General features: G+C 74.1%; 20 protein-coding genes and 1 tRNA gene. 8 read left to right on the forward strand and 13 right to left on the reverse strand.

Annotated elements, in window-relative coordinates; genetic code table 11:
- Positions 1 to 5: 5 nt before the first annotated feature.
- The 7 genes from pknB to H2O74_RS00150 are packed head-to-tail and all read right to left on the reverse strand — an operon-like array spanning position 6 to position 9120.
- Positions 6 to 2048, reverse strand: coding sequence for a Stk1 family PASTA domain-containing Ser/Thr kinase (gene pknB, locus H2O74_RS00120; protein WP_182112571.1), 2043 nt, complete (start codon positions 2046 to 2048; stop codon positions 6 to 8).
- A complete protein-coding gene (locus H2O74_RS00125; protein WP_182112572.1) occupies positions 2048 to 3706 on the reverse strand; it encodes a serine/threonine-protein kinase in 1659 nt (552 codons plus the stop codon). The genes pknB and H2O74_RS00125 overlap by 1 nt, the downstream gene beginning before the upstream one ends.
- On the reverse strand, positions 3703 to 5154 hold the full coding sequence (locus tag H2O74_RS00130; protein ID WP_182112573.1) for a penicillin-binding protein 2: 1452 nt from the start codon (positions 5152 to 5154) through the stop codon (positions 3703 to 3705). The genes H2O74_RS00125 and H2O74_RS00130 overlap by 4 nt, the downstream gene beginning before the upstream one ends.
- Positions 5151 to 6605 (reverse strand): FtsW/RodA/SpoVE family cell cycle protein, encoded by a 1455-nt coding sequence (locus tag H2O74_RS00135; RefSeq protein ID WP_182112574.1) that lies wholly within the window; start codon positions 6603 to 6605, stop codon positions 5151 to 5153. Before H2O74_RS00135 ends, H2O74_RS00130 begins: the two co-directional genes overlap by 4 nt.
- A 34-nt stretch (positions 6606 to 6639) precedes the next feature.
- Positions 6640 to 7893 (reverse strand): PP2C family serine/threonine-protein phosphatase, encoded by a 1254-nt coding sequence (locus tag H2O74_RS00140; RefSeq protein WP_182112575.1) that lies wholly within the window; start codon positions 7891 to 7893, stop codon positions 6640 to 6642.
- 6 nt (positions 7894 to 7899) lie between these two features.
- On the reverse strand, positions 7900 to 8403 hold the full coding sequence (locus H2O74_RS00145; protein WP_182112576.1) for an FHA domain-containing protein: 504 nt from the start codon (positions 8401 to 8403) through the stop codon (positions 7900 to 7902).
- 9 nt (positions 8404 to 8412) lie between these two features.
- Positions 8413 to 9120, reverse strand: a complete 708-nt coding sequence (locus H2O74_RS00150) for a DUF3662 and FHA domain-containing protein (RefSeq protein ID WP_182112577.1) — start codon at positions 9118 to 9120, stop codon at positions 8413 to 8415.
- 286 nt (positions 9121 to 9406) lie between these two features.
- Between H2O74_RS00150 and H2O74_RS00155 the strand changes: the two genes are divergently transcribed.
- A tRNA-Leu gene (locus H2O74_RS00155) sits at positions 9407 to 9489 on the forward strand.
- Between the two features lie 186 nt (positions 9490 to 9675).
- On the opposite strand, the gene H2O74_RS00160 is transcribed toward H2O74_RS00155, so the two are convergent.
- A complete protein-coding gene (locus H2O74_RS00160; protein ID WP_182112578.1) occupies positions 9676 to 10224 on the reverse strand; it encodes a hypothetical protein in 549 nt (182 codons plus the stop codon).
- A gap of 223 nt (positions 10225 to 10447) precedes the next feature.
- Between H2O74_RS00160 and H2O74_RS00165 the strand changes: the two genes are divergently transcribed.
- Both H2O74_RS00165 and H2O74_RS00170 read left to right on the forward strand, forming a co-directional pair.
- Positions 10448 to 10666, forward strand: coding sequence for a hypothetical protein (locus H2O74_RS00165; RefSeq protein ID WP_182112579.1), 219 nt, complete (start codon positions 10448 to 10450; stop codon positions 10664 to 10666).
- 4 nt (positions 10667 to 10670) lie between these two features.
- The gene (locus H2O74_RS00170; RefSeq protein ID WP_182112580.1) at positions 10671 to 11396 is read left to right on the forward strand and encodes a DsbA family protein; all 726 of its coding nucleotides are present in this window, start codon (positions 10671 to 10673) and stop codon (positions 11394 to 11396) included.
- Positions 11397 to 11402: 6 nt separating this feature from the next.
- On the opposite strand, the gene H2O74_RS00175 is transcribed toward H2O74_RS00170, so the two are convergent.
- Genes H2O74_RS00175 through flgN form a run of 5 tightly spaced genes read right to left on the reverse strand, consistent with a single transcriptional unit; the run spans position 11403 to position 15871 of the window.
- Positions 11403 to 12692 (reverse strand): HDOD domain-containing protein, encoded by a 1290-nt coding sequence (locus H2O74_RS00175; protein ID WP_182112581.1) that lies wholly within the window; start codon positions 12690 to 12692, stop codon positions 11403 to 11405.
- The gene (fliW, locus tag H2O74_RS00180; protein WP_182112582.1) at positions 12659 to 13081 is read right to left on the reverse strand and encodes a flagellar assembly protein FliW; all 423 of its coding nucleotides are present in this window, start codon (positions 13079 to 13081) and stop codon (positions 12659 to 12661) included. Before fliW ends, H2O74_RS00175 begins: the two co-directional genes overlap by 34 nt.
- Positions 13078 to 13965 carry a flagellar hook-associated protein FlgL gene (gene flgL / locus H2O74_RS00185; RefSeq protein ID WP_182112583.1) on the reverse strand — a complete coding sequence of 296 codons (888 nt, stop codon included), beginning with the start codon at positions 13963 to 13965 and terminating at the stop codon, positions 13078 to 13080. The genes fliW and flgL overlap by 4 nt, the downstream gene beginning before the upstream one ends.
- 2 nt (positions 13966 to 13967) lie before the next feature.
- Positions 13968 to 15395, reverse strand: a complete 1428-nt coding sequence (gene flgK / locus H2O74_RS00190) for a flagellar hook-associated protein FlgK (RefSeq protein WP_182112584.1) — start codon at positions 15393 to 15395, stop codon at positions 13968 to 13970.
- Positions 15392 to 15871, reverse strand: coding sequence for a flagellar export chaperone FlgN (gene flgN / locus H2O74_RS00195; RefSeq protein WP_182112585.1), 480 nt, complete (start codon positions 15869 to 15871; stop codon positions 15392 to 15394). Before flgN ends, flgK begins: the two co-directional genes overlap by 4 nt.
- A 305-nt stretch (positions 15872 to 16176) precedes the next feature.
- Here flgN and H2O74_RS00200 point away from each other — a divergent pair, with 305 nt between their 5' ends.
- The 5 genes from H2O74_RS00200 to H2O74_RS00220 all read left to right on the forward strand — a co-directional run bounded on the left by H2O74_RS00200 (position 16177) and on the right by H2O74_RS00220 (position 20377).
- Complete coding sequence (locus H2O74_RS00200; protein WP_255491697.1) at positions 16177 to 17055, forward strand: sigma-70 family RNA polymerase sigma factor; 879 nt, start codon at positions 16177 to 16179, stop codon at positions 17053 to 17055.
- Between the two features lie 127 nt (positions 17056 to 17182).
- On the forward strand, positions 17183 to 18004 hold the full coding sequence (locus H2O74_RS00205) for a flagellin (RefSeq protein ID WP_182112587.1): 822 nt from the start codon (positions 17183 to 17185) through the stop codon (positions 18002 to 18004).
- Positions 18005 to 18166: 162 nt separating this feature from the next.
- Positions 18167 to 19552 (forward strand): flagellar filament capping protein FliD, encoded by a 1386-nt coding sequence (gene fliD, locus H2O74_RS00210; protein ID WP_182113952.1) that lies wholly within the window; start codon positions 18167 to 18169, stop codon positions 19550 to 19552.
- An 11-nt stretch (positions 19553 to 19563) separates the two neighbouring features.
- Entirely contained in the window at positions 19564 to 20031 is a 468-nt protein-coding gene (fliS, locus tag H2O74_RS00215) for a flagellar export chaperone FliS (protein WP_182112588.1), read from the forward strand.
- 1 nt (position 20032) lies between these two features.
- Positions 20033 to 20377: a hypothetical protein gene (locus H2O74_RS00220; RefSeq protein WP_182112589.1), complete on the forward strand. Its 345-nt coding sequence runs from the start codon at positions 20033 to 20035 to the stop codon at positions 20375 to 20377.
- Positions 20378 to 20474 lie beyond the last annotated feature (97 nt).

Below are 20474 nucleotides of genomic sequence, written 5' to 3' on the forward strand. Positions count from 1 at the left end.
GAGGGCTACGCGTCGTCGTCGGGGGCCGGCTCCTTGCCCTTGGACAGGATGACCGTCACCGTCGATCCTTCGTCCACCGAGGTCCCTGCTGCGGGCTCCGTGCGCACGACGCGGCCCTCCGGCTGCGTGGCGTCGAAGACGGCCTCGCCGGCGACGGAGTTGAGGCCCGCGGCGCCGAGCTGCGCCGCCGCCTCGTCGTAGCGCTTGCCCGTCACGTCCGGCACGGAGACCTTCTCGATGACCGGCGCGGTCGCGACCGTGATGCCGACCTCCGAGCCCTGCGGCACGGGGCCCGGCGTGCGGCTCTGTGCGATGACCGTCCCGGGGGGCGCGTCGCCTGTCGCCTCCTCGCTGATCGAGGGGATGAGGCCGAGGGCGACGAGCTCGCCGCGCGCCTGCTCGAGCGTGCGGGGCGGGTCGAGGAGGTTCGGCAGCTGGACGAGGCCCGTGGACAGCACGAGCGTCACGGGGGTGGCGGTGGGGTCCACGGCGGTCCCCGCGGCGGGGTCCGTGCGGATCACCCGGTCCTTGTCGACGTCCGGGCTGTCCTCGGTCGACACCGAGATGTCCGTGAAGCCGAGCCGCTCGAGCTCCGCGCGGGCCTGCTGCTGCGTGTAGTTCGACATGTCGGGGATCTCGACCGCCTCGGCGCCCTCCGAGACCACGACCTGCACGGTGGCTCCCTCGTCGACCTGCTCGTCGGCGCCGGGGTCCGTGCTGATGACGAAGCCGGCCTGCACCTCGAGGCTCGGCTCGCTGACGCGCTCGAACTCCAGGCCGAGGTCGGTGATGGCTGCGCGCGCCTGCGCCTCGTCCATCCCCACGACGTTGGGGACGGTGACGAGCACCGGTTCCTCCTCGCCGCCGCCCTGGGTCAGCACGATCGCGATGCCGATCACGGCCGCGAGGGCGACGCCGATGAGGACCCACAGGATCCAGCGCCGCCTGGGCGCCTCGTCCTCGTCGGGGTCCGTGCCCTGCGTCGTCCTGGTCGTGGTGCCCGTGCCGGCACCCCCGACCTGGGACCAGGGCGCGGCCCCGGTCGGCGGCAGCGCCTGCGTGGCACCCGCGCCGGCACCCATCACCTGGGTCGCGGCGGTCTGCGGGCTGGGGCGCAGCACCTCGGTCGCCGCGGCCCCAGCGAGGGCCCCGGCGGCGAGGGCGCCGACCGCGGGTGCGTTGACGTGCCCGCCCCGCAGGGCCGACTCGAGGTCCGCACGGAACTCGGCCGCGGAGCTGTAGCGCTGGTCCCGGTCCTTGGCGAGGGCCTTGGACGTGATGCGGTCCAGCGCCTCCGGGATGTCGGACGCGAACGTGCTGGGCGGCGGCGCCTGCTCGCGCGCGTGCTGGTAGGCCACGGCCACCGGCGAGTCGCCGATGAAGGGCGGGCGGCCCGTCAGCAGCTCGAACAGCAGGCAGCCGGTCGAGTACAGGTCGCTGCGGGAGTCGACCTGCTCGCCGCGAGCCTGCTCGGGGGAGAGGTACTGGGCCGTCCCGATGACGGCCTGCGTCTGCGTCATCGTCCCGGCGGAGTCGGCCATCGCGCGGGCGATGCCGAAGTCCATGACCTTGACCGCGCCGGTGGGCGTCAGCATGACGTTCGCGGGCTTGATGTCGCGGTGCACGATGCCGGCGTGGTGGGAGTACTCGAGCGCCGAGAGCACGCCGGCGGTGATCTCGACGGCCTCCTCGATCGGCACGGCCGTGCCGTCCCGCAGGATGTCGCGGACCGTGTGGCCCTCGACGTACTCCATGACGATGAACGGCACGTGCGAGACGGCGCCGCCGGGCTCGGTGAAGATGTCCTCGCCGGTGTCGTAGACGGCGACGATCGCCGGGTGGTTGAGCGAGGCAGCCGCCTGCGCCTCCCGGCGGAAGCGGGCCTGGAAGGACGGGTCGCGCGCGAGGTCCGAGCGGAGGATCTTGATCGCGACCGTGCGGCCCAGGCGCGTGTCGTGGCCGATGTGGACCTCGGCCATCCCGCCGCGCCCGATGAGCTCGCCGACCTCGTAGCGGCCGCCGAGGATTCGGGGTGCGTCGTCCACCACTACAGGTTCCTCGCTGTCGTCGTCTGCGGTGCGCGGTTCGCCGCGCCGCCCTGGTGCGCGCCCGGTCGGGCGCCGTGCTCTGGGTCAGCGCTCGCGGGCGCTGCGGCGTCCAGGGTACGCAGCGGCAGCATCCCACGTCCCGTGGCGTCCGTGCCGGACGCCACGACGGCGGGGGCACCCTGGCCGAGGCCGCCGGCGGCCGGCGCGCCCCACACCCGGTCCGCGAAGACGGCGCCGAGGACCGCGAAGAGCACCACGAGGACCAGCGCGACGAGCGGGCGCGACACCCGTCCCCAGCGCTTGCCGGTCGTCGTGGAGGTGCGCGGGGGACCGGACGGTCCCCGTGCCGGGCGACCCGGGGCGGGCGGCACGGCACGGGGCGCCGCGAACACCCGCGGGTGGCTGGCGTCCTCGTCCGCCGTGAGCGCCTCGGCGACGGCCTCGGCCGCACGCTCCCACGCCGCGGCCTCGGGCCGCTGCGCGGGGGCCGCGGGCACCGTGCGCGGCGGCAGCGTCCGGGGCGCGTCCGGTGCGGGGGCCGCGGCCGGCGGTGGGCCGGGCTGCGGCGGCGAGACGGTTGGCGGCCCGGCCTGCGGCGGCAGCACGGGCGGGGGAGCGGCCTGGGCCGGGAGCGCGGGTGGCGGCCCGGCCTGCGCGGGCGCGATCACCGGGGCGTCGACCACGGAGGGCCCGGACGGCACGCTCGGCGACGCGGGCTCCGCCGCGCGGCCGGGCACCCGGGTGGGCCGCGTCGGCGTGTCGGCCAGCTCGGCGGCGTCCATGAGGTCGACGGTGCGCGCGTGCCGGCCGTACGCCGCCATCGGGACGCCCCCGGGAGGGGTCCGGTCCAGCATGCCGTCGAGCATCCGGGCGAGCGACGCGGCCGAGCGCGGCCGGGCCTCGGGCTCCTTGGCCAGCATCCGCATGACCAGGGCGGACAGCTCCGGGTCGATGTCGCCGGGCAGCGGCGGCACCGGCGTGTTGACGTGCGCGATGGCGATGTCGACCGCGGTGGGCCCGGTGAAGGGCCGGTTCCCGACGAGCGCCTCGTAGGCGACGATCCCGAGCGAGTACACGTCCGAGGCGGGCGTGGCGGCGCGCCCGATCGCCTGCTCCGGCGAGAGGTACTGCGCGGTGCCCATGACCATGCCCGAGGCCGTCATCGGGATCTGGTTGCTCGCGGTCGAGATGCCGAAGTCGGTGATCTTCACGCGGCCCGAGCGGGCGAGCAGGATGTTGCCCGGCTTGACGTCCCGGTGCACGACGCCGGCGACGTGCGCGGCGTGCAGCGCTCGCGCCGTCTGCGCGAGGATCGGCAGCAGCCGCCGGGTGGGCAGCACCGGCTGGCGGTCGAGCAGGTCCGACATGGGCTCGCCGAGCACGAGCTCCATGACCAGGAAGCCCGACCCGTCCTGCTCGCCGTAGTCGTAGAGCTGGGCGATGTTGGGGTGGGAGAGCTGGGCGCTGTTGCGGGCCTCCGTGCGGAACCGCTCGAGGAAGCCGGCGTCGCCCGCGAACTCCTCGCGCAGCACCTTGACGGCCACGTCGCGCGCGAGGGCCTCGTCGTGCCCGACCCAGACCTCGCCCATGCCGCCCACGGCGATGCGCGAGACCAGGCGGTAGCGCCCTCCCAGGGCGACGGCGACGGCGGGCTTCACCGGGCGAGCACCGCCTGGATCACCGCGCGGGCGATGGGCGCCGCCACGGCGCCGCCCGTCGCCTCGCTGCCCATGGCACCGCCGTGCTCCACGACGACGGCGACGGCGACCTGCGGCGCGTCGGCCGGCGCGAACGCGGTGAACCAGGCGTGCGGCGCGGCCTCCTCCGTCGTCTGCGCCGTGCCGGTCTTGCCGGCGACCTGCACGCCCGGGATCCGGGCCGCCGTGCCCGTGCCGCTCTCGACGACGCCGACCATCATGTCCCGCAGGGACGCGGCCGTCGCCGCGCTCACGGGGCGCGCGAGCTCCGTCGGCCTGGTCTCCTCCACCACCGTGAGGTCCTGGCTGCGCACCGAGCGCACCAGGTACGGCCGCATCTGCTCGCCGTCGTTGGCGACGGCCGCCGAGATCATCGCCACCTCCAGCGGGGTCACGCGCACCTCGTACTGCCCGATCGCCGAGAGAGCCGTCTGCGGCGCGTCGAGCTGGTCGGGGAAGTGGCTCTCCGCCACCCTCATCGGCACGTCGAGGGGCGTGTCGAAGCCGAACGCGTCGGCCTGCTCGCGCAGCGCGTCCTGGCCCAGGTCGAGCCCGAGCTGGCCGAAGGCCGTGTTGCAGGAGATCCGCAGCGCGTCGGCCAGCGTCGTCGTGCCGGTGGGGCTGCACGCGCTGCTGCCGAAGTTGCGCAGGGTCGCCGTCGTCTCCGGCAGGTCCAGCTCGACGGGGGCCGCGATCTCGGACGCCGGGGTCAGGCCGCCCTCGAGCGCGGCCGCCGCGGTGACGAGCTTGAACGTCGAGCCGGGTGGGTACGTGTTGCCGGCGATCGCCCGGTTGGCGAGCGGGTCACCCTCGGCCGCCTCCAGCGCCTGCCAGGCCTCGTTGACCGCGCGGGTGTCGTGGCTGGCCAGGACGTTGGGGTCGTAGGACGGCTTGGACACCATGGCCAGGATCGCGCCGGTGCTCGGATCCAGGGCGATGACGGCGCCGCGCTGGTCGCCGAGGGCGTCCCAGGCGGCCTGCTGGACGGCGGGGTCGATCGTCAGCTCGACGATCGCGCCCTGGGGCTGGCGCCCCGTGACGAGGTCCTGGATGCGCGAGTAGAACAGCGAGTCGGCGGTCCCGTTGAGCTCGGTGTTCATCGCGCGCTCGATCGCGCTGCGGCCGAAGACGATCGAGTAGTAGCCGGTGACGTGCCCGTAGAGCTCGCCGTAGGGGTAGCTCCGCTGGTACCCGAACGGGTCGTCCACGGGGGTGGAGACGGCGATCGCCTCGCCGCCCACGACGATCGGCCCGCGCGGGTGCCCGTACTCGCGGTACAGGGTGCGCACGTTGCGCGGGTCGTTGTTGAGCGTCCCCGCCTGGAAGTACTGCACGGCGGTGCTGCCGGCCATGAGGGCCATGAACATCACGATGACGACGGAGGCCAGGCGGCGCAGGGGCGTGTTCACGCGCGGCCTCCTTCGAGGTGGATGACCTCGGTGGCCTGGCGGTCGTCGCCGGACGCGGACCCGCCGGACCCGCCGTGGTCCGCTGACGACGCGACCTCGGGCGCGCCCGGCGGGGGAGCGGGGCGGCGGGCGCTGTCGGAGATGCGCAGCAGGAGCGCCGCGATGACCCAGTTGGCGAGCAGGGACGAGCCGCCGTAGGCGAGGAACGGCATGGTCAGGCCGGTCAGCGGGATGAGCCGGGTGACGCCGCCGACGACCACGAAGCACTGGAATGCGACGACGAACGCCATGCCGCCCGCGAAGAGCTTGCCGAAGCCGTCGCGCACGCCGATCGCCGTCCGCAGGCCGCGCTCCGCGAGCACGAGGTACAGCACGAGGATCGCGAGCAGGCCGGTGAGGCCGAGCTCCTCCCCGAGCGAGGCGATGATGAAGTCGGACTCCGCGTACGGCACCAGGTCCGGGCGCCCCTGGCCCCAGCCGGTCCCGAACAGCCCGCCATTCGCCATGCCGTACAGGCCGTACACCAGCTGTCCGGAGCCGCCGGGCGAGGCGTAGAAGACGTCGTCGTCGAAGGCGTTGAGCCAGGCCTCGAAGCGGGCGCCGACGTGGCTGAAGGTGCTCGCGGCGAGCGCCGCCCCGCCGAGGAACAGGCCGAGGCCGATGACGACCCAGCTCAGCCGCTCGGTCGCCAGGTACAGCATGGCGACGAACAGCCCGAAGAAGAGCAGCGAGGTGCCGAGGTCCCGCTGGAAGACGAGGACCGCCAGCGACGCCGCCCACGCGAGGAGGATCGGGCCGAGGTCGCGCGGGCGGGGCAGCTGCAGGCCCAGCACCTTCGGCCCGGCCAGGGCCAGGGTGTCGCGCGTCGTGACCAGGTAGCCCGCGAAGAAGACGGCCAGGGCGATCTTGGCGAACTCGGCAGGCTGGAACGAGTACCCGCCGATGCGGATCCAGATGCGCGCGCCGTTGACCAGCGCCCCGAGCCCGGGGATCAGCGGCAGCACGAGGAGCACGAGACCCACGACCATCGCCGTGTAGGTGTACCGGCGCAGCGTGCGGTGGTCGCGCAGCAGCGCGACGACGACGGCGGCCAGGACCATGCCCAGCGCGGTCCAGGCGAGCTGCCGCTCCGCGAACGTGGACTGCTGGCCGCCGACGCTCTCCGCGACGTCGATCCGGTAGATCATCGCGAGCCCGATGCCGTTGAGCGCGACCGCGACCGGGAGGATGACCGGGTCCGCGTACGGGGCGCGCCACCGCATCACCAGGTGCAGGCCGAGCGAGAGGCCCACGAGGCCCGCGCTGTAGCCGAAGATGTCCGCCGGCAGGGTGCCCGTCGTCGCGGTGCCGACCAGCGCGTACGCGCTGACGCCGATCGCGAGGGCGATCGCGAGGAGCCCGAGCTCCATGGTGCGCCCGGGACGCACGCGGTGGGGTGCGACCGTCGCCATCACGACACCCCCCGTGCGCGGGACGGTCGAACCGTCACGACGTCTCGTCCGCCTCGGACCCGAGGTCCTCGGCGCGCTCGCGGGCGGCGGTGAGGGTCTCCGCGGGGATCGTCTGCTCGAGGCGGTCCTGCATGAAGCCCGGCAGGTCGGCGACGCGCGTGGGGGTCGTCTCCACGACGGAGGACAGCGGGATCGGGCCGATCGTCTGGGGGATACCGCGGAAGACGGCGACCCGGCCGTCGTCGATGCCCACGTAGTACTGGTCCTGCGTCCAGCGGTACCCGAGCCAGCCGGCCGTGCCGATGAGCGCCAGGAGCACGACGACGACCGCGGCGGCGACGATGCGCCGGCGTCGGCGAACCGGGCGCTCGTCGTCCTCCTCCTCGTCGGCGGGGGGCGGGGACGGCTCGGCGGCCTCCTGCTCGGCGCGCGCCCGGGCGGCGTGCTCGGCCGCGCGGGCGGCGGCGCCCGTGCCGCCCATGGTGGGCCGGTTGCGGTCCAGCGCGGCGGCGCCGACGACGTGCGTCCCGGTGCCCGGCCCCGACCCGTCGGGAAGGGTGTCGACCTCGACGACGTCGCCCAGGACGACCGTGACGTTGTCCGGCGCGCCGCCGCGCAGCGCGAGCTGGACGAGCTGGTCGGCGCACGCGTCGACGTCGGTCACCGTGCGCATGGTCTCGGCGAGGGTGTCCGCGCTGACGACGCCGGAGAGGCCGTCGGAGCAGAGCAGCCACCGGTCGCCGACGCGCGCCTCGCGCACCGACATGTCGGGGACGATCTCCATGTCGAAGTCGCCGAGGACGCGCAGGAGGACGGACCGCTGGGGGTGGCGCTCGGCCTCCTCCGCGGTGATCTTGCCGGTGTTGACCAGGTGCTGCACGAAGGAGTGGTCGGTCGTGACCTGCGTGAGCTCGCCGTCGCGCAGCAGGTAGGCGCGCGAGTCGCCGATGTGGGCCATGGCCAGCTTGTTGCCCGAGCGCAGCAGGGCCGTGACCGTGGTGCCGAGGCCGGCGAGCTCGGGGTTCTCCTCGGCGCGCGCGAGCAGCTCGTCGTGCGCCGTGGTGAGCGCCTGGCTGAGCTCGGCGAGGGCGTCGTCGGGCCCGTGCGCCTCGTCGTCGAGCGGCGCGAGGTGGGCGACGGCGACCGACGAGGCGACGTCGCCGCCGGCGTGCCCGCCCATGCCGTCGGCGACCGCGAGCAGGCGCGGACCGGCGTACGCGGAGTCCTGGTTGTTGGCGCGCACGAGGCCGACGTCGGAACGGGCGGCGTACCGCAGGGCGATGGTCACGGGCGCCTACCGCTGCAGCTCGAGGATGGACTGCCCGACCTTGATCTGCGCACCGGCGCGGACGGGCGTGGGCGCGGTGACCTTCTCGCGGCCCAGGAACGTGCCGTTCGTGGACCCGAGGTCCTCGACCCACCACTCGCCGTCCTGGGGAAAGACGCGGGCGTGCCGCGAGGAGGAGTAGTCGTCGTCGAGCACGAGCGTGCACGACGGCGCGCGGCCGATGAGGATCGCCGACGAGCCGAGCGGCAGCGTCGTGCCGCGCAGCGGTCCGGCCGTGACGACGAGCCGGCGCGGAGTGACCTCACGCCGCGGGAACGGGGCGGCCTTGGCGTCGGTCGCGACGGCCGGCGCGGGTCGCGGCGCGACCGCCGCGGTGCCGCGGCGCAGGCGCCGGTTGACGATGCGCGTGCCGTACAGGTCGCGGCGCAGCACGCCGATCGCCGCGAGGACGAACACCCAGAGCAGCACCAGGTAGCCCAGCCGCAGCAGGGTGATCGTGAGCTCACTCATGCCCGGCGGTCACCCGTCCTCGTCCTCGTCCGCACCCGTCCAGAACAGGATCCGGGTGCGGCCGATCGTGATGGTGTTGCCGTCGACGAGCGTGGCCGCGGGGACCTGGTGCCCCTCCACGAACGTGCCGTTGGTCGAGCCGAGGTCGGACGCGACGACGCCGTCGGGCGTGACGCGGATCTCGAGGTGACGCCGGGAGATGCCCGGGTCGTCCACGATGATGTCCGCCTCGCTGCCGCGCCCGATGACGGTCACGGGACCGGTGAGGAGGTACCGCTGGCCGTCGATGTCCACCAGCGGGTGGCGCGGGCTGGCGGCGACGGACGCGGCCGGGGCGACGGCGCCGCGCACGGTGGCGCTGCGGACCTGGAACCGGCCGGTCTCGAGCTCGTCGTCCTCGACGAACGCGACGGTCACCGGCCCGACGAACGCGTAGCGCTGCTGCGTCGCGTACTCGGTGACGTTGGCCGCGAGCTCGTCCGCGAGCGGCTCCGCCCCCCAGTCCTGCACGTGGTCGTGGTCGGCGGGGGAGAGCTCGATCGTGAACTCGTTGGGCACGACCGTGCGGTCGCGACCGACGACGGCGGCGCGGTCGTCGACCTCGCGGCGCAGGGCGCTCGCCAGCTCGACCGGCTTGACCTCGCTCTTGAAGGCCTTGGCGAACGCGCTGCTCACGACGCGTTCGACGCCCTTCTCGAACCTGTCGAGAACTCCCATGCCACCTCCTCCCGTCGGCGGCGGACCAGCACCGGGCTGACCCGCGGACGGCCTCGTCATCGGGGGGTGCGCCGACGGGGGGCCGACGGACCGCCCCAGAGGTCCGCTGCCGATCGTATCCGCCGACGGCGCCGTTCGGCCGCGACGGCGCGTGCGGCGCGCGGGCGGGGCGTTGGCCGGGGTCCGCGCAGCGCACGCGCGCCGGCGCGGCGCGACCGCCTGGCGCCGCGTCACCCGGCCCGGGCCGGTCCGGGGGCCCGCCCTGATCGTGCTAGCCTGCTTCGGCGCGCGAGTGGCGAAATGGCAGACGCGCTGGCTTCAGGTGCCAGTGTCCGAAAGGACGTGGGGGTTCAAGTCCCCCCTCGCGCACAGTGGGCCCCTTGGATGATCAAGGAGCCGAAGTTCGGACAACCCCCGATCGGACCCAGGTCCGGCCGGGGGTTGTCTCGTTGGTGGGCCCGTGGCCCGAGAAGTGGCACGCTGGCGTGCTAGATGGGCTTGTTTGACCATCCATTGCCTTGCGCGATCAGGGAGCAGGTCGTCATTCCGTGCGGGTCATCCGCGCGTGACACCGGAACGGGCCTCGCTCGCCGGCGCGGCGAGCGAGGACAGGCCCAGGAGCAGGCCCGCCACCAGCCCGGTCTGCGTGTGCGGCAGCCGGACGCCGCGTGCGCGGCGCCGCTCGCCCCAGCGGTAGATCGCCCGCTCGAGGGCGACGGTGCCGGCCACCGTCGCCACGGTGCCGGCCAGGACGGCGGCGCCGATGAGGAGCACCCGGGTGCGGTCCGGGGGCGGCGGGGGACCCGCGGCGCCGGCGTCGAGGACCGGGACGGTCGAGGTCAGGGCTCGGATGCGAGCGAGCGCGGCCTCCTCGGGCGTGGTCGCGGTGTCCGCCGTGGCCTCGTCCGCCGCGCCGTCGGCCTCCTGCCGCTCGCGCCGGGCCAGCGCGACCCCGTACGCGCCACCGGCGGCCACGAGGGCCGTCTTGAGCACGACGCGACGTCCCCGCGAGCGGACGACGTCCGGCAGCGCGTACCAGAGCGCTGCCACCGTCCCCGCGACGACGCCCTCCACGACCGCGCCCTTGCTCGGCCGACCACCCATGAGATCCCCCGCTCGTCGTCCTGCACCTGCCTCCCGAACGGCGCGCACGCGCGGGAGGTTCCCGTCCGGCGCCACGGACCGCCCCCACCGGCCAGAGGGTGCGGAGCGGCGCAGGCCGCGGGCCTGAGGACGGTCGGGTGTGGTCGGGTCGTCGCGCGGGCCGGTTCGGCGGTGCGGGCCGTGGGTCGGTACGGTCGTCGCAGACGTGCCGAGAGGAGCCACCATGGATGCGCGCGACGAGCGCCGGGACGACCCGGACCCCTTCACCACCCACCCCGCACCCTCGCGGGTGGTGATGTTCCTGGTGACCTTCGTGGCCCTGCTCGGCGGGTTCTACCTCATGGGCGTCGGCATCGACGACGAGTCGCCGTGGCTCTTCACCGGCGGCATGGTCCTCGCGGGCGGCGCGTTCGCGCTGCCGATGCGCGAGAGCCGCGCCTGACCGCGTGACCGACGCGACCGGCGCCCCCGGCGCGACCGGCGCACCCGACGTCCTGGCCGTCGACGTCTGGTCCGACGTCGCGTGCCCCTGGTGCTACCTGGGCACCCGCCGCTTCGCGGAGGGGGTGCGCCGGTTCGCCGGGGCGCGCGCCGCCGAGGGCCGTGCCGTGCCCGAGGTCCGCCTCACGCACCACTCGTTCGAGCTGTCCCCGGACACGCCCGTGGACTTCGACGGCACCGCGGCGGACTTCCTCGCCCGCCACAAGGGCGTGCCGATGGCGCAGGCGGTGCAGATGCAGGCGCAGGTCGCGGAGCTGGCGGCCGACGCGGGCCTGACCATGGACTTCGCGCGCGTCCGGCACACGAAGACGCTCACGGCGCACGAGCTGATCCACCTCGCGCACGCGCACGGGCGTCAGGCCGAGATGGTCGAGCGGCTCTTCCGCGCGTACTTCACGGAGGGCCGGCACGTCGGCCGGACCGAGGACCTCGCCGACCTGGCCGCCGACGTGGGCCTGGACCGCGACGAGGTCGTGGCCGCGCTCGAGGCCGGCACCTACGCCGACGCGGTGGCCGCCGACGTCGCGCAGGCCCGGGTGTACGGCATCACCGGCGTGCCGTTCTTCGTCCTGGACGGGCGCTACGGGGTCTCCGGCGCGCAGGACCCGGCGGTCTTCGCCGCCGGCCTCGAGCAGGCGGCGTCGGACTCCACGTCCGGAGCCGACGACTGACGCGCGCTAGCGGCGGACCGGTGCCAGCGGGTCGTCGGCCAGCTCGCCGCCGATCGCCCGTGCCGTGGCGAGCGCCTCGGCCAGGCACCGCATGTAGGCGGCGGAGACCTCGGCGGGGAGCATCCCGGCCGTGAGCACCCCGGTGGAGTCCTTGCGCTCGTGGGCCCGCACGGCGACGAGGGCGGCGCCGAGCGCGCCCTCGCCGCGAACCGCACCACGCACGACCTCGGACACGCCGACCTTGTCGAGCAGCACGTCGACGGGGACGGCGATCTGGCCGGCGAGCGCGGTGAGCATGCCGACCGTGTAGCCCGCAGGGTCGCCCGTGAGCGTCTCGCACGTCAGCGCGCGGGCGAGGATGAACCACAGGCTGTCCATCGCCCCCGGCCGGGCGCCGAGGAGGAGGCCCGAGACGAGGGTGGTGACCTCGCGGGCCCCGAGCAGGACCACCGCCTGGTGTGCGGTGTCGACCGGCGCCGCGAGCGAGAACGCGCCGCTGTTCACGAGGTGGAGCAGGCGCAGCGTGAGCACGGGGTCCGTGTCGACGACCTGCGCGACCTCCGCCATGGGGGTCTCCGGCTGCTGAAGCAGGTGGAGCAGGGCCAGGCACTGGAGCTCGCCGGCGCGCAGCACGCGCTCCGGCGGCGGCGGCTCGGCCTGGGCCCGCACGGCGTGGCCGCCGTAGAGGGCGTCGACACCGGCCGCGCGGCACTCACGCACCGCGGCGTCGTCGTGCACGTCCGGCGCCAGCGCTCGCACGCCGGCCCGGTGCAGCCGGTGGACGAGCACCGACAGGGGGAGCGCGGTCCGCCGGTCGACGACGGCGTAGCCGACGGAGCCGAGCAGCGCGTCCTGCGCGGGCAGCCCGCGGTAGCCGGTCAGCGCGAGGTCGACGCCCAGGGCGCGCAGCACGGCCGTGCGCTCGCGGGCGTCGTCCCGGTCCTCGAAGCCGAGCGGCAGCTCGAGCACGAGGCGGCCGGGGGCCGACGGCGCGGGCAGGTGCCCGTCGAGCATGGCCGGCGTGGCGGGCAGGAACGCGTAGCGGTCCGCGACGACGTCGGGCAGGTGCAGGGCGAGGTAGTGGTCGTGCGCGTCGGGGTGCTCCGCCTCGGTCTCGGGCCCGCGCTGCGCCGGCACGACCGGGGGTGCCGGCGCGACGGAGACGACGTACCCGACGACGCGGCCGTCGAGCGTCGTGACCGGGTCACGGTGGATCGTGGGGCCCTGGGGCCGCGCCTCAGCCGGCGCCGCGGCCGCCACCGTCACGCCGCCGTCAGCGGCGCGCGCAGGGGCCACCTGTCGTCGTCGAGCACCACCTGCAGGGCCGTCCCGGTCGAGGCGTTGACGGCGACCGGCGCGAGGAGGTTCGCGGTCGGCGGCGCGTCGCCCTGGCCCGGGTGGACGACGACCAGCAGGACGGCGTCGTCGGTGCCGAGGGTCTCGCGCGTCGAGCCGTCCAGCTCGGGCGCGTAGTCCGGGAAGTACGCGCGCGGCGGCACGAGGAAGAGCCGGACGTCGGGCTCCTGCGTGCTGCGCAGCGTGAAGAGGTAGCCGGTGTCGTCGACCGCCGCGAGCGAGAAGGTGCGCAGGTCCCGCAGGCCCGGCGGCGGCGTGGCGAAGTCGAGGACGTCGGCGACGGTCCGGGCGTGCGGGGGCGTCGCGGTGTCGGTCACGGTCACGGTCATCGCAGGAACTCCATCAGGCTGGGCTGCAGGACGCGGGCGGCGGCGCCGAGGGCGCCCTGGTAGGCGACCTCCTGCATCTGCAGCTCGACGATGACCTCGGCGAGGTCGATGTCCTCGATCGCGGACAGCTGGCTCTTGAGGTCGGCGTCGACCTTCTGCAGCGACGTCTGCGCGGTCAGGGCGGCGTTGTGGCGGGTGCCGACCCCGGCGAGCTCGCCCAGCATGGTGGTCATCCGCTGGTCGATCTCGCCGAGCCGGGGCCCGACCTCCACGCCCGCGCGGAGATCCGCGACGATCGAGTCGATGAGCGCGAACACGGAGTCGGCGCCGTCGCCGAAGGCCTGGGAACCGTCATGGTCCGCGCGCACGAGCGACTCGGGTCCGAGGCGGCGCTGGACCGTCCCGTCGGTGGTGCCCTGCCATGCGTAGGAGCCCTCGGTGAACGCCTGCGGCCGGTCCGAGGTCCCGGCGAAGACCGAGCGGCCGTTGTACCGCGTGTTCGCCTGGCTGAGCAGGCCGTCCCGGATGCCCTCGAGCTCGACCGCGATGGCCTCGCGGGAGATGGCGTTGAGGGTGCCGCTGCTGGCGCCCTGGACCGTGAGGTCGCGCGCCTTGCGGAGCGAGGCGACCGAGGTCTGCAGCGCGGAGTCGACGGTCGTGAGCCAGGCGACGGCGTCGTCCGCGTTGCGGGCGTGCTGCTCGGCGGCACGGCGCTCGGCGCGCAGCTGCATCGCCTGGCCGGTGCCGCCGGGGTCGTCCGACGGCTTGGTGATGACCTTGCCGCCGGACATGCGGCCCTGCAGGTCGGCCATCCTGGACAGGTTGACCTGCAGGTTCGCGAGCGTCGAGCGCTGCACGGTCTGGTGCGTCACGCGGTTGATCACGTCTACCTCCCCACCACGCCGGTGCGGTTGATGAGCACGTCGAGCATCTCGTCGATCGCCGTGAGGACGCGGGCGGCCCCCTCGTAGGCCCGCTGGAACGCGAGCATGTTCACCGACTCCTCGTCGAGGTCGACGCTGGCCTGCGAGAGCTGGAGATTCTCGGCGGTCGCGCGGGTCGTCTCGGTGACGGCGGCGCGCTGCGCGGCGGACCGGCTCGTGACCCCGAGGTCCACGACCCACGCACGCCAGCTCGCGTCCGGGCCGTCCGACGCCGTGGCGAGCTGCGAGATGCGGTCGGCGACCGAGCCGTCGAAGGCACCCTTGCCGGCGTCGCCCGCCGCGATCTGGCCGGCGTCGGTCACCGCGAGCGAGAGCCCGAGCGCGGCCGGCTGACCGGCGCCGAGCGTGAAGAAGTCGCCGCCCGCGGCTCCCGCGGGGGTCTGCGCGCCGGCGTGGATCGCGTTGACGGCGTCGTGGAGCGTGCGCGCGACGTCGTCCCACGCGTTCGCGGCGTCGGCGAGCAGGCCGCCGGAGGACGCCGGCGCCAGGGTCGCGAGGTGCCCGGCGATCGCGCCGCCCTCCAGGGGCAGCGGCGTGCCGTCGGCCCAGCGGACCGCCACGGGATCGGGAGTCGAGGGCGGCTGGCCGATGCCGCCGGCCATCTCGCGCGATCCGGTCAGGACCAGGCTCGTGGCAGTGGTGCCGCGGACCAGCATGTTGCCGCCGACGACGACGTCCATGGTCCCGTCCGCGCGCTCGCGGCCCGTGGCGCCCACGAGCCCCGAGAGCGTCGTGACCAGCTGGTCGCGCCGGTCCATGAGCTCGTTGGCCGAGCCGCCCGCGACGAGCACCGAGCGGATGGAGTCGTTGAGCTCGGCGATCGCCGTGGCCGTCGTGTTCACGTCGGCGACCAGGGCCTCCGCCTGGGTGCGGGTCTGGGTCCACTGCGTCTGCACGGCGCGGTAGCCGTCGGAGACCTGCGTGACCAGGGCGCGGGCGTCGCCGAGGAGGACCTCGCGGGCCGCCGGGTCGTTCGCGTTGTTGCCGACGCCCTGCCACGCGGCCCAGAAGGCACTCAGCGCGGCGGCCGGTCCCGTCGTGCCGGGCTCGGTGACGCTGGCCTCGAGCCGGCCGAGGGCCGCCGCGCGGGTGTTCTGGAAGGAGGCGCTCGACGTCGTCGCGCGCAGGCGGGCGTCGAGGAAGGCGTCGTCCATGCGCGTGATGCCCGTGACGCGCACGCCGTTGCCCGCGCCCTGCGGCGTGGAGAACATCGACGGCGCGGACAGCGCGCTGACCGACTCCGTCGTGGTGCGCTGACGCGTGTAGCCGGCGGTGTTCGCGTTCGCCATGTTCTGGCCGGCGACCTCGAGCGCCTGGCGCTGGGCGATGAGGGACGAGAGGGCGGTCCCGAGCCCCGAGAACGTGCTCACAGCGCCTGGTCGAGCAGCACGCTGCCCGTGGTCGTCGCGGCCGCGCCGCGGGGGTCGTAGGTCTGGACGCTCTCCTGCAGGCTCATCAGCGTCTCCTGCGTGGCCCGGTGGGAGGTCGCGAGCAGGTCGCGGTTGCTCTCGGCGAGGCCGTTGATCTGGTCCGTGAGGGAGACGAAGGCCGCGTGGTGCTCGGCGAGGAGCTCGTCCCAGGGGGACGGCGCGTGCCGCGCGAGCTCGAGGAGGCTCGCTCCCTCGGTCCGGCCCAGCTCGCGGGCGGCGGCGTCGGCCTCGGCGGACCGGCCCAGCTCGGCCGTGCGGATCTGGGCGAGGACCGACTCGACCTCGCGCGTCGCGTGGCCCAGCCACTGCGTGCGGCCGCTGCTGAGCACCAGCTGCTCTTCCTCCAGCTTGAACAGCAGGAGCTCGAGGAGCTGGCGCTCGTGCCACAGCACCGCGGAGAGCGCGTTGAGGGCCATGAGGTCAGTCCTTCTTCCGTGCGGTCACGTCGACGGGCAGCGGGAGCCGCTGTCCTGACCGGATGATCGGCCGGACGGCGCCCTGTGTGACCCTTTCCGTTGGGCCATCTGAGCATCGGCGGCCAAATGTGACGCACGTCACACAACCGGGTCGGACATGGGCGTCCGCGTCCGGTTCGTCCTGGGACGTAACCGGGCAATGTGAGCGCCAACACAGGGTCCCGGCATGTGGACAACCCTGGGGAAAGGGCTTTCACCCGCGACGACTCCTCAAGGGTGATCATGCCGGTCCCGAGAACCACCCGGTGACCATCGCAGACCAGGCCGACGCGGCTCTCATCGTCGAGAACCTCCCGCTCGTCGGCTACCACGTCAACGCCACCCTCAGCCGCGTGCCGTCGTACGTGTCGCGCTCGGACCTCGCGTCCGCCGGAGCGTTCGCGCTGGTCAAGGCCGCGAAGGCCTACGACGCCAGCACCGGCGTCCCCTTCTCGCGCTACGCCTCGCTGCGCATCAAGGGCGCGCTGATCGACGAGCTCCGCGGCATGGACTGGGTCTCGCGCGGCGCCCGCCGCCGGGCCCGCCGCCTCGGCGAGGTCGTCGACGACCTGACCGCCACGCTGGGCCGCGCACCGTCCCGCACCGAGGTCGCCGAGGCGACCGGGATGACGGTCGACGAGGTCGACGCCGCGCGCAGCGACGCCGACGTGCGCGTCGTGAGCATCGACGCGTTCGACGGCGTCGTCGCCGACCAGGTCGTCGCCGTCGGCGCCGGCCCGGAGGAGAGCCTGCTCGCCGCCGAGCGCCTGCAGTACCTGCACGCCGGCGTCGAGGCCCTGCCCGAGCGCATGCGGTACGTCGTGGAGGAGCTGTTCTTCCACGACCGCCCCGTCGTGGAGCTCGCCGAGGAGCTCGGCGTCACGCAGTCCCGGATCAGCCAGCTGCGCACGGCTGCCCTGCAGATGCTGCGCGACGGCATGAACGCGAGCCTCGACCCCGCGCTGGTCCAGCAGGCGGACCGGCCCGACGGCGTCGCGGAGCGCCGGCGCCAGGCGTACTACGCGGACGTCGCGGCGCGGGCCGCCGGTGCCGCGCACGCGAGCACGGTGAAGGTCGTCCCGCGTCCGCACGACGGCGCGCACGACGTCGCCGCGTCGCGCCGGCACGCGCTCGCCGTCGGCTGAGCCGGGCTCCCGGGCACTCGAAAAAAAGATCCGGCGGAAACCTCATCGCCCGTCGGGCACCGCCGATCAGTCGGGTGCTCGCCCATGGATGGGCGGCGACGTCCGACCCGTCTCAAGGAGGATTCTCATGGGTCTCTCGATCAACCAGAACATCGCGGCGGTCAACAGCTACCGCAACCTGTCCAACACGCAGAACGACCTGAGCAAGTCGCTCGAGAAGCTCTCGTCCGGCTTCCGCATCAACCGCGCTGCGGACGACGCGGCCGGCCTGGCGATCTCCGAGGGCCTGCGCTCGCAGGTCGGTGGCCTCAAGGTCGCCGCCCGCAACGCCCAGGACGGCATCTCGGTCGTGCAGACCGCAGAAGGCGCCATGACCGAGGTCCACGCCATCCTGCAGCGCCAGCGCGACCTGGCCGTGCAGGCCGGTAACGACTCGAACAACGAGGCTGCCCGCACCAACATCAAGGCCGAGTCGGACAGCCTCTCGCTGGAGCTGACCCGGATCGCCGACTCCACGAACTTCAACGGCGCCGAGCTGCTCAAGGGCGGCACGATGACGTTCCAGGTCGGGGCCGGCGCGGACGCCGCCACCAACCAGATCGAGGTCGACCTCGCGGACATCTCGGGTCTTGGCACCACCATCGGTAACCTGACCTTCGACACGGCGGAGAACGCCGCGCTGTCGATCGCCGCGATCGACACGGCGATCAGCTCCGTCTCGTCCGCTCGTGCCGGCTTCGGTTCGGTCCAGAACCGGTTCGAGCACACCATCAAGAACATCAACGTCGCGGTGGAGAACCTGTCCGCGTCGGAGTCCCGCATCCGCGACACCGACATGGCGTCGGAGATGGTCTCGTTCACGCGGGCCCAGATCCTGTCGCAGGCCGGCACGTCGATGCTCGCGCAGGCCAACCAGATCCCCCAGGGCGTCCTCTCGCTCCTGCGCTGATCCGGGCCGCTCCGGCGGCACCTGAGCCAGCTCGGTACGACCAGCACGTCAGTGCACCACCGGCCGACGGCGGGATGACGACGTCACCCCGCCGTCGGCCGGAGCCGTTCCGCCTTGCGAACACGAGGCGGCCTGATCAGGAAGGAGTGAGTCGTGGCCGGAATGGGTGTCGACGGACTCGCCTCCGGCCTCAACACGACCGACCTCATCAACCAGCTGATGCAGGTCGAGGCGATGCCTCAGACGCTGCTGAAGTCGAAGCAGTCGCAGTCGCAGTCGCTCGTGGCGGGCCTGCAAGGGCTCAACACCCGCATCGCCTCCCTCGCCGAGGCTGCCCGGAACACCGCCAAGGTCGAGTCGTGGAACGCCTACTCCGCGACCAGCTCGGCGACGGGCACGACCGCCGTCGCCGGCAGCACCGCACAGCCCGGCACGGTGACCTTTCATGTCGACAGGATCGCGACGACGCAGGTGAGCGTCAGTGCAGCCACACGGGACGACGGCTCGTTCGTCACGTCCGACCCGCCGGCGCTCACGATCAGGAAGAAGGACGGGACGCTCGTCACCGTCGAGGCAAGGACGGGCAGCCTGAGCGACCTCGCCAAGGCCCTCAACGACTCCCCCGACGCGGGCGTCAAGGCGACCGTCGTGCGAGTCTCGAACGGGACGGAGCCGACGTACCGCCTCCAGCTCACGGGGACGCAGACGGGCGAGGACGGCTCCTTCGAGCTCTTCGCCGGCGCCGGGTCCGAGGTTGCGGCGGGCACGGCACCCTCGCTCCTCGAGGTGCAGGTCCGTGCCGCGGAGAACGCCCAGGTGACGCTCTGGAAGGGCGTGGCGGGTCTGGAGCAGACCTACAGCCAGTCCTCCAACACCTTCTCCGGTCTCATGGCCGGCGTCGACGTGACCGTCTCGAAGGCCACGGCGGCCGACGAGGAGCAGACGACCATCACCGTCGGTCGCGACGACGCCGCCCTCACCAAGCTCGCCTCGGGCCTGGTGGGCGCGATGGGCGTCGTCCTGTCCGAGATCACGTCCCGGACCGCGACCACGACCAAGACCAACGCCGACGGCACCACGTCGGTCACGGGCGGCCTCTTCAGCGCCGACAGCGCGGTTCGCGGCATCCAGCAGCAGCTCACGACCGCCATGTCCCTGCCCGTCGACGGCCGCTCGCCGTCCGAGGTCGGCATCGTCATCGGCCGCGACGGCACCTTCACGTTCGACGAGAAGGTCTTCGGCGAGGCACTCGCGGCGGATCCGGCCAAGGTTCAGTCGATGGTCAGCCAGCTCGCTGCGCGGGTTGCGGACGTCGCCGGTGCGACCTCCGACAAGTACGAGGGCAGCCTCACGCTCAAGATCCAGAGCCAGGAAGGCCTGGTCAAGGACATGGGAAGCCAGATCGAGGGCTGGGACCGCCGCCTGGAGGTGCGCCGTCAGTCGCTCTCACGGACGTACGCGGCGCTCGAGGTGACCCTGAACAAGATGCAGTCCCAGTCGAGCTGGCTCGCCGGTCAGCTTGCCTCCCTCCCGACCTACGGCTCCTGAGGAGCTCTGCCATGAACTACGCCGCCGTGCGCACCCGCTACGTGGACGACACCGTCGCCACGGCCTCGCCGGCCAAGCTGCTGACGATGCTCTACGACCGCCTGGTGCTGGACCTCCAGCGTGCCGAGCACGAGCAGCGGGCGGGCAACCGCGGAGCGGCCGGCACCCACCTCACGCACGCGCAGGACATCGTCGGCGAGCTCGCCTCGACGCTCGACGTCTCCGCGTGGGACGGCGCCCAGCAGCTGCTCTCGATCTACACGTTCCTCCTGACGGAGCTGGTCTCCGCCAACGTCTCGGGCGACGCCGATCGCACCGCGGCCTGCCGCGCCCTCGTGGAGCCGCTGGCCGACGCCTGGCACCAGGCCGCGGCGCAGCTCGGCGGGACGCTCGAGCCCGCCGTCGCGGCGTCCCCCGCGCGCAACCCCTTCGCGACGGCGGCCGCCGGCGGCTCGCTCGGCGAGCTCGGCGTCGGCTGACATGATCGCCCAGGCCCCGCCGGCCACCCGTCCGGCGCCCGGGTGGGACGCCGCGTGGGAGGCGGCGCTCGCGACGCTCGAGATGGACGTCGCGCAGGCCGAGGCCATGCTCGCGCTCGACCGCATCGCCGAGGCGCCCCCGCGCGACCCCTGGTCCCCGCCCTCGGGCCTGGGCCCCCTGCCGCTCGCCCTCGCGGACCGCGCCCGCACCCTGCTGGACCGCCAGATCGACGTCGGGCGCCGGTTGGCGGAGGCCGCGGAGCTGAGCCGGCGCCACCACCGCGCCGCGCAGGCGCTGCGCCAGGCGCCGCCCTCGGTGCCCGTGTACCTCGACACCCCGGCCTGACGCACGCCCGGCCAGAGCCCGGGCGCCACCGGGTGAATGTCCGGAACAGGGCGGTACGGGATCGCCCACGCGGGTGACCTGCGAAGACGCGGCCCCG

Origin of the sequence: Actinotalea sp. JY-7876 (genome assembly GCF_014042015.1) — a bacterium.
GTDB lineage: Bacteria > Actinomycetota > Actinomycetes > Actinomycetales > Cellulomonadaceae > Actinotalea.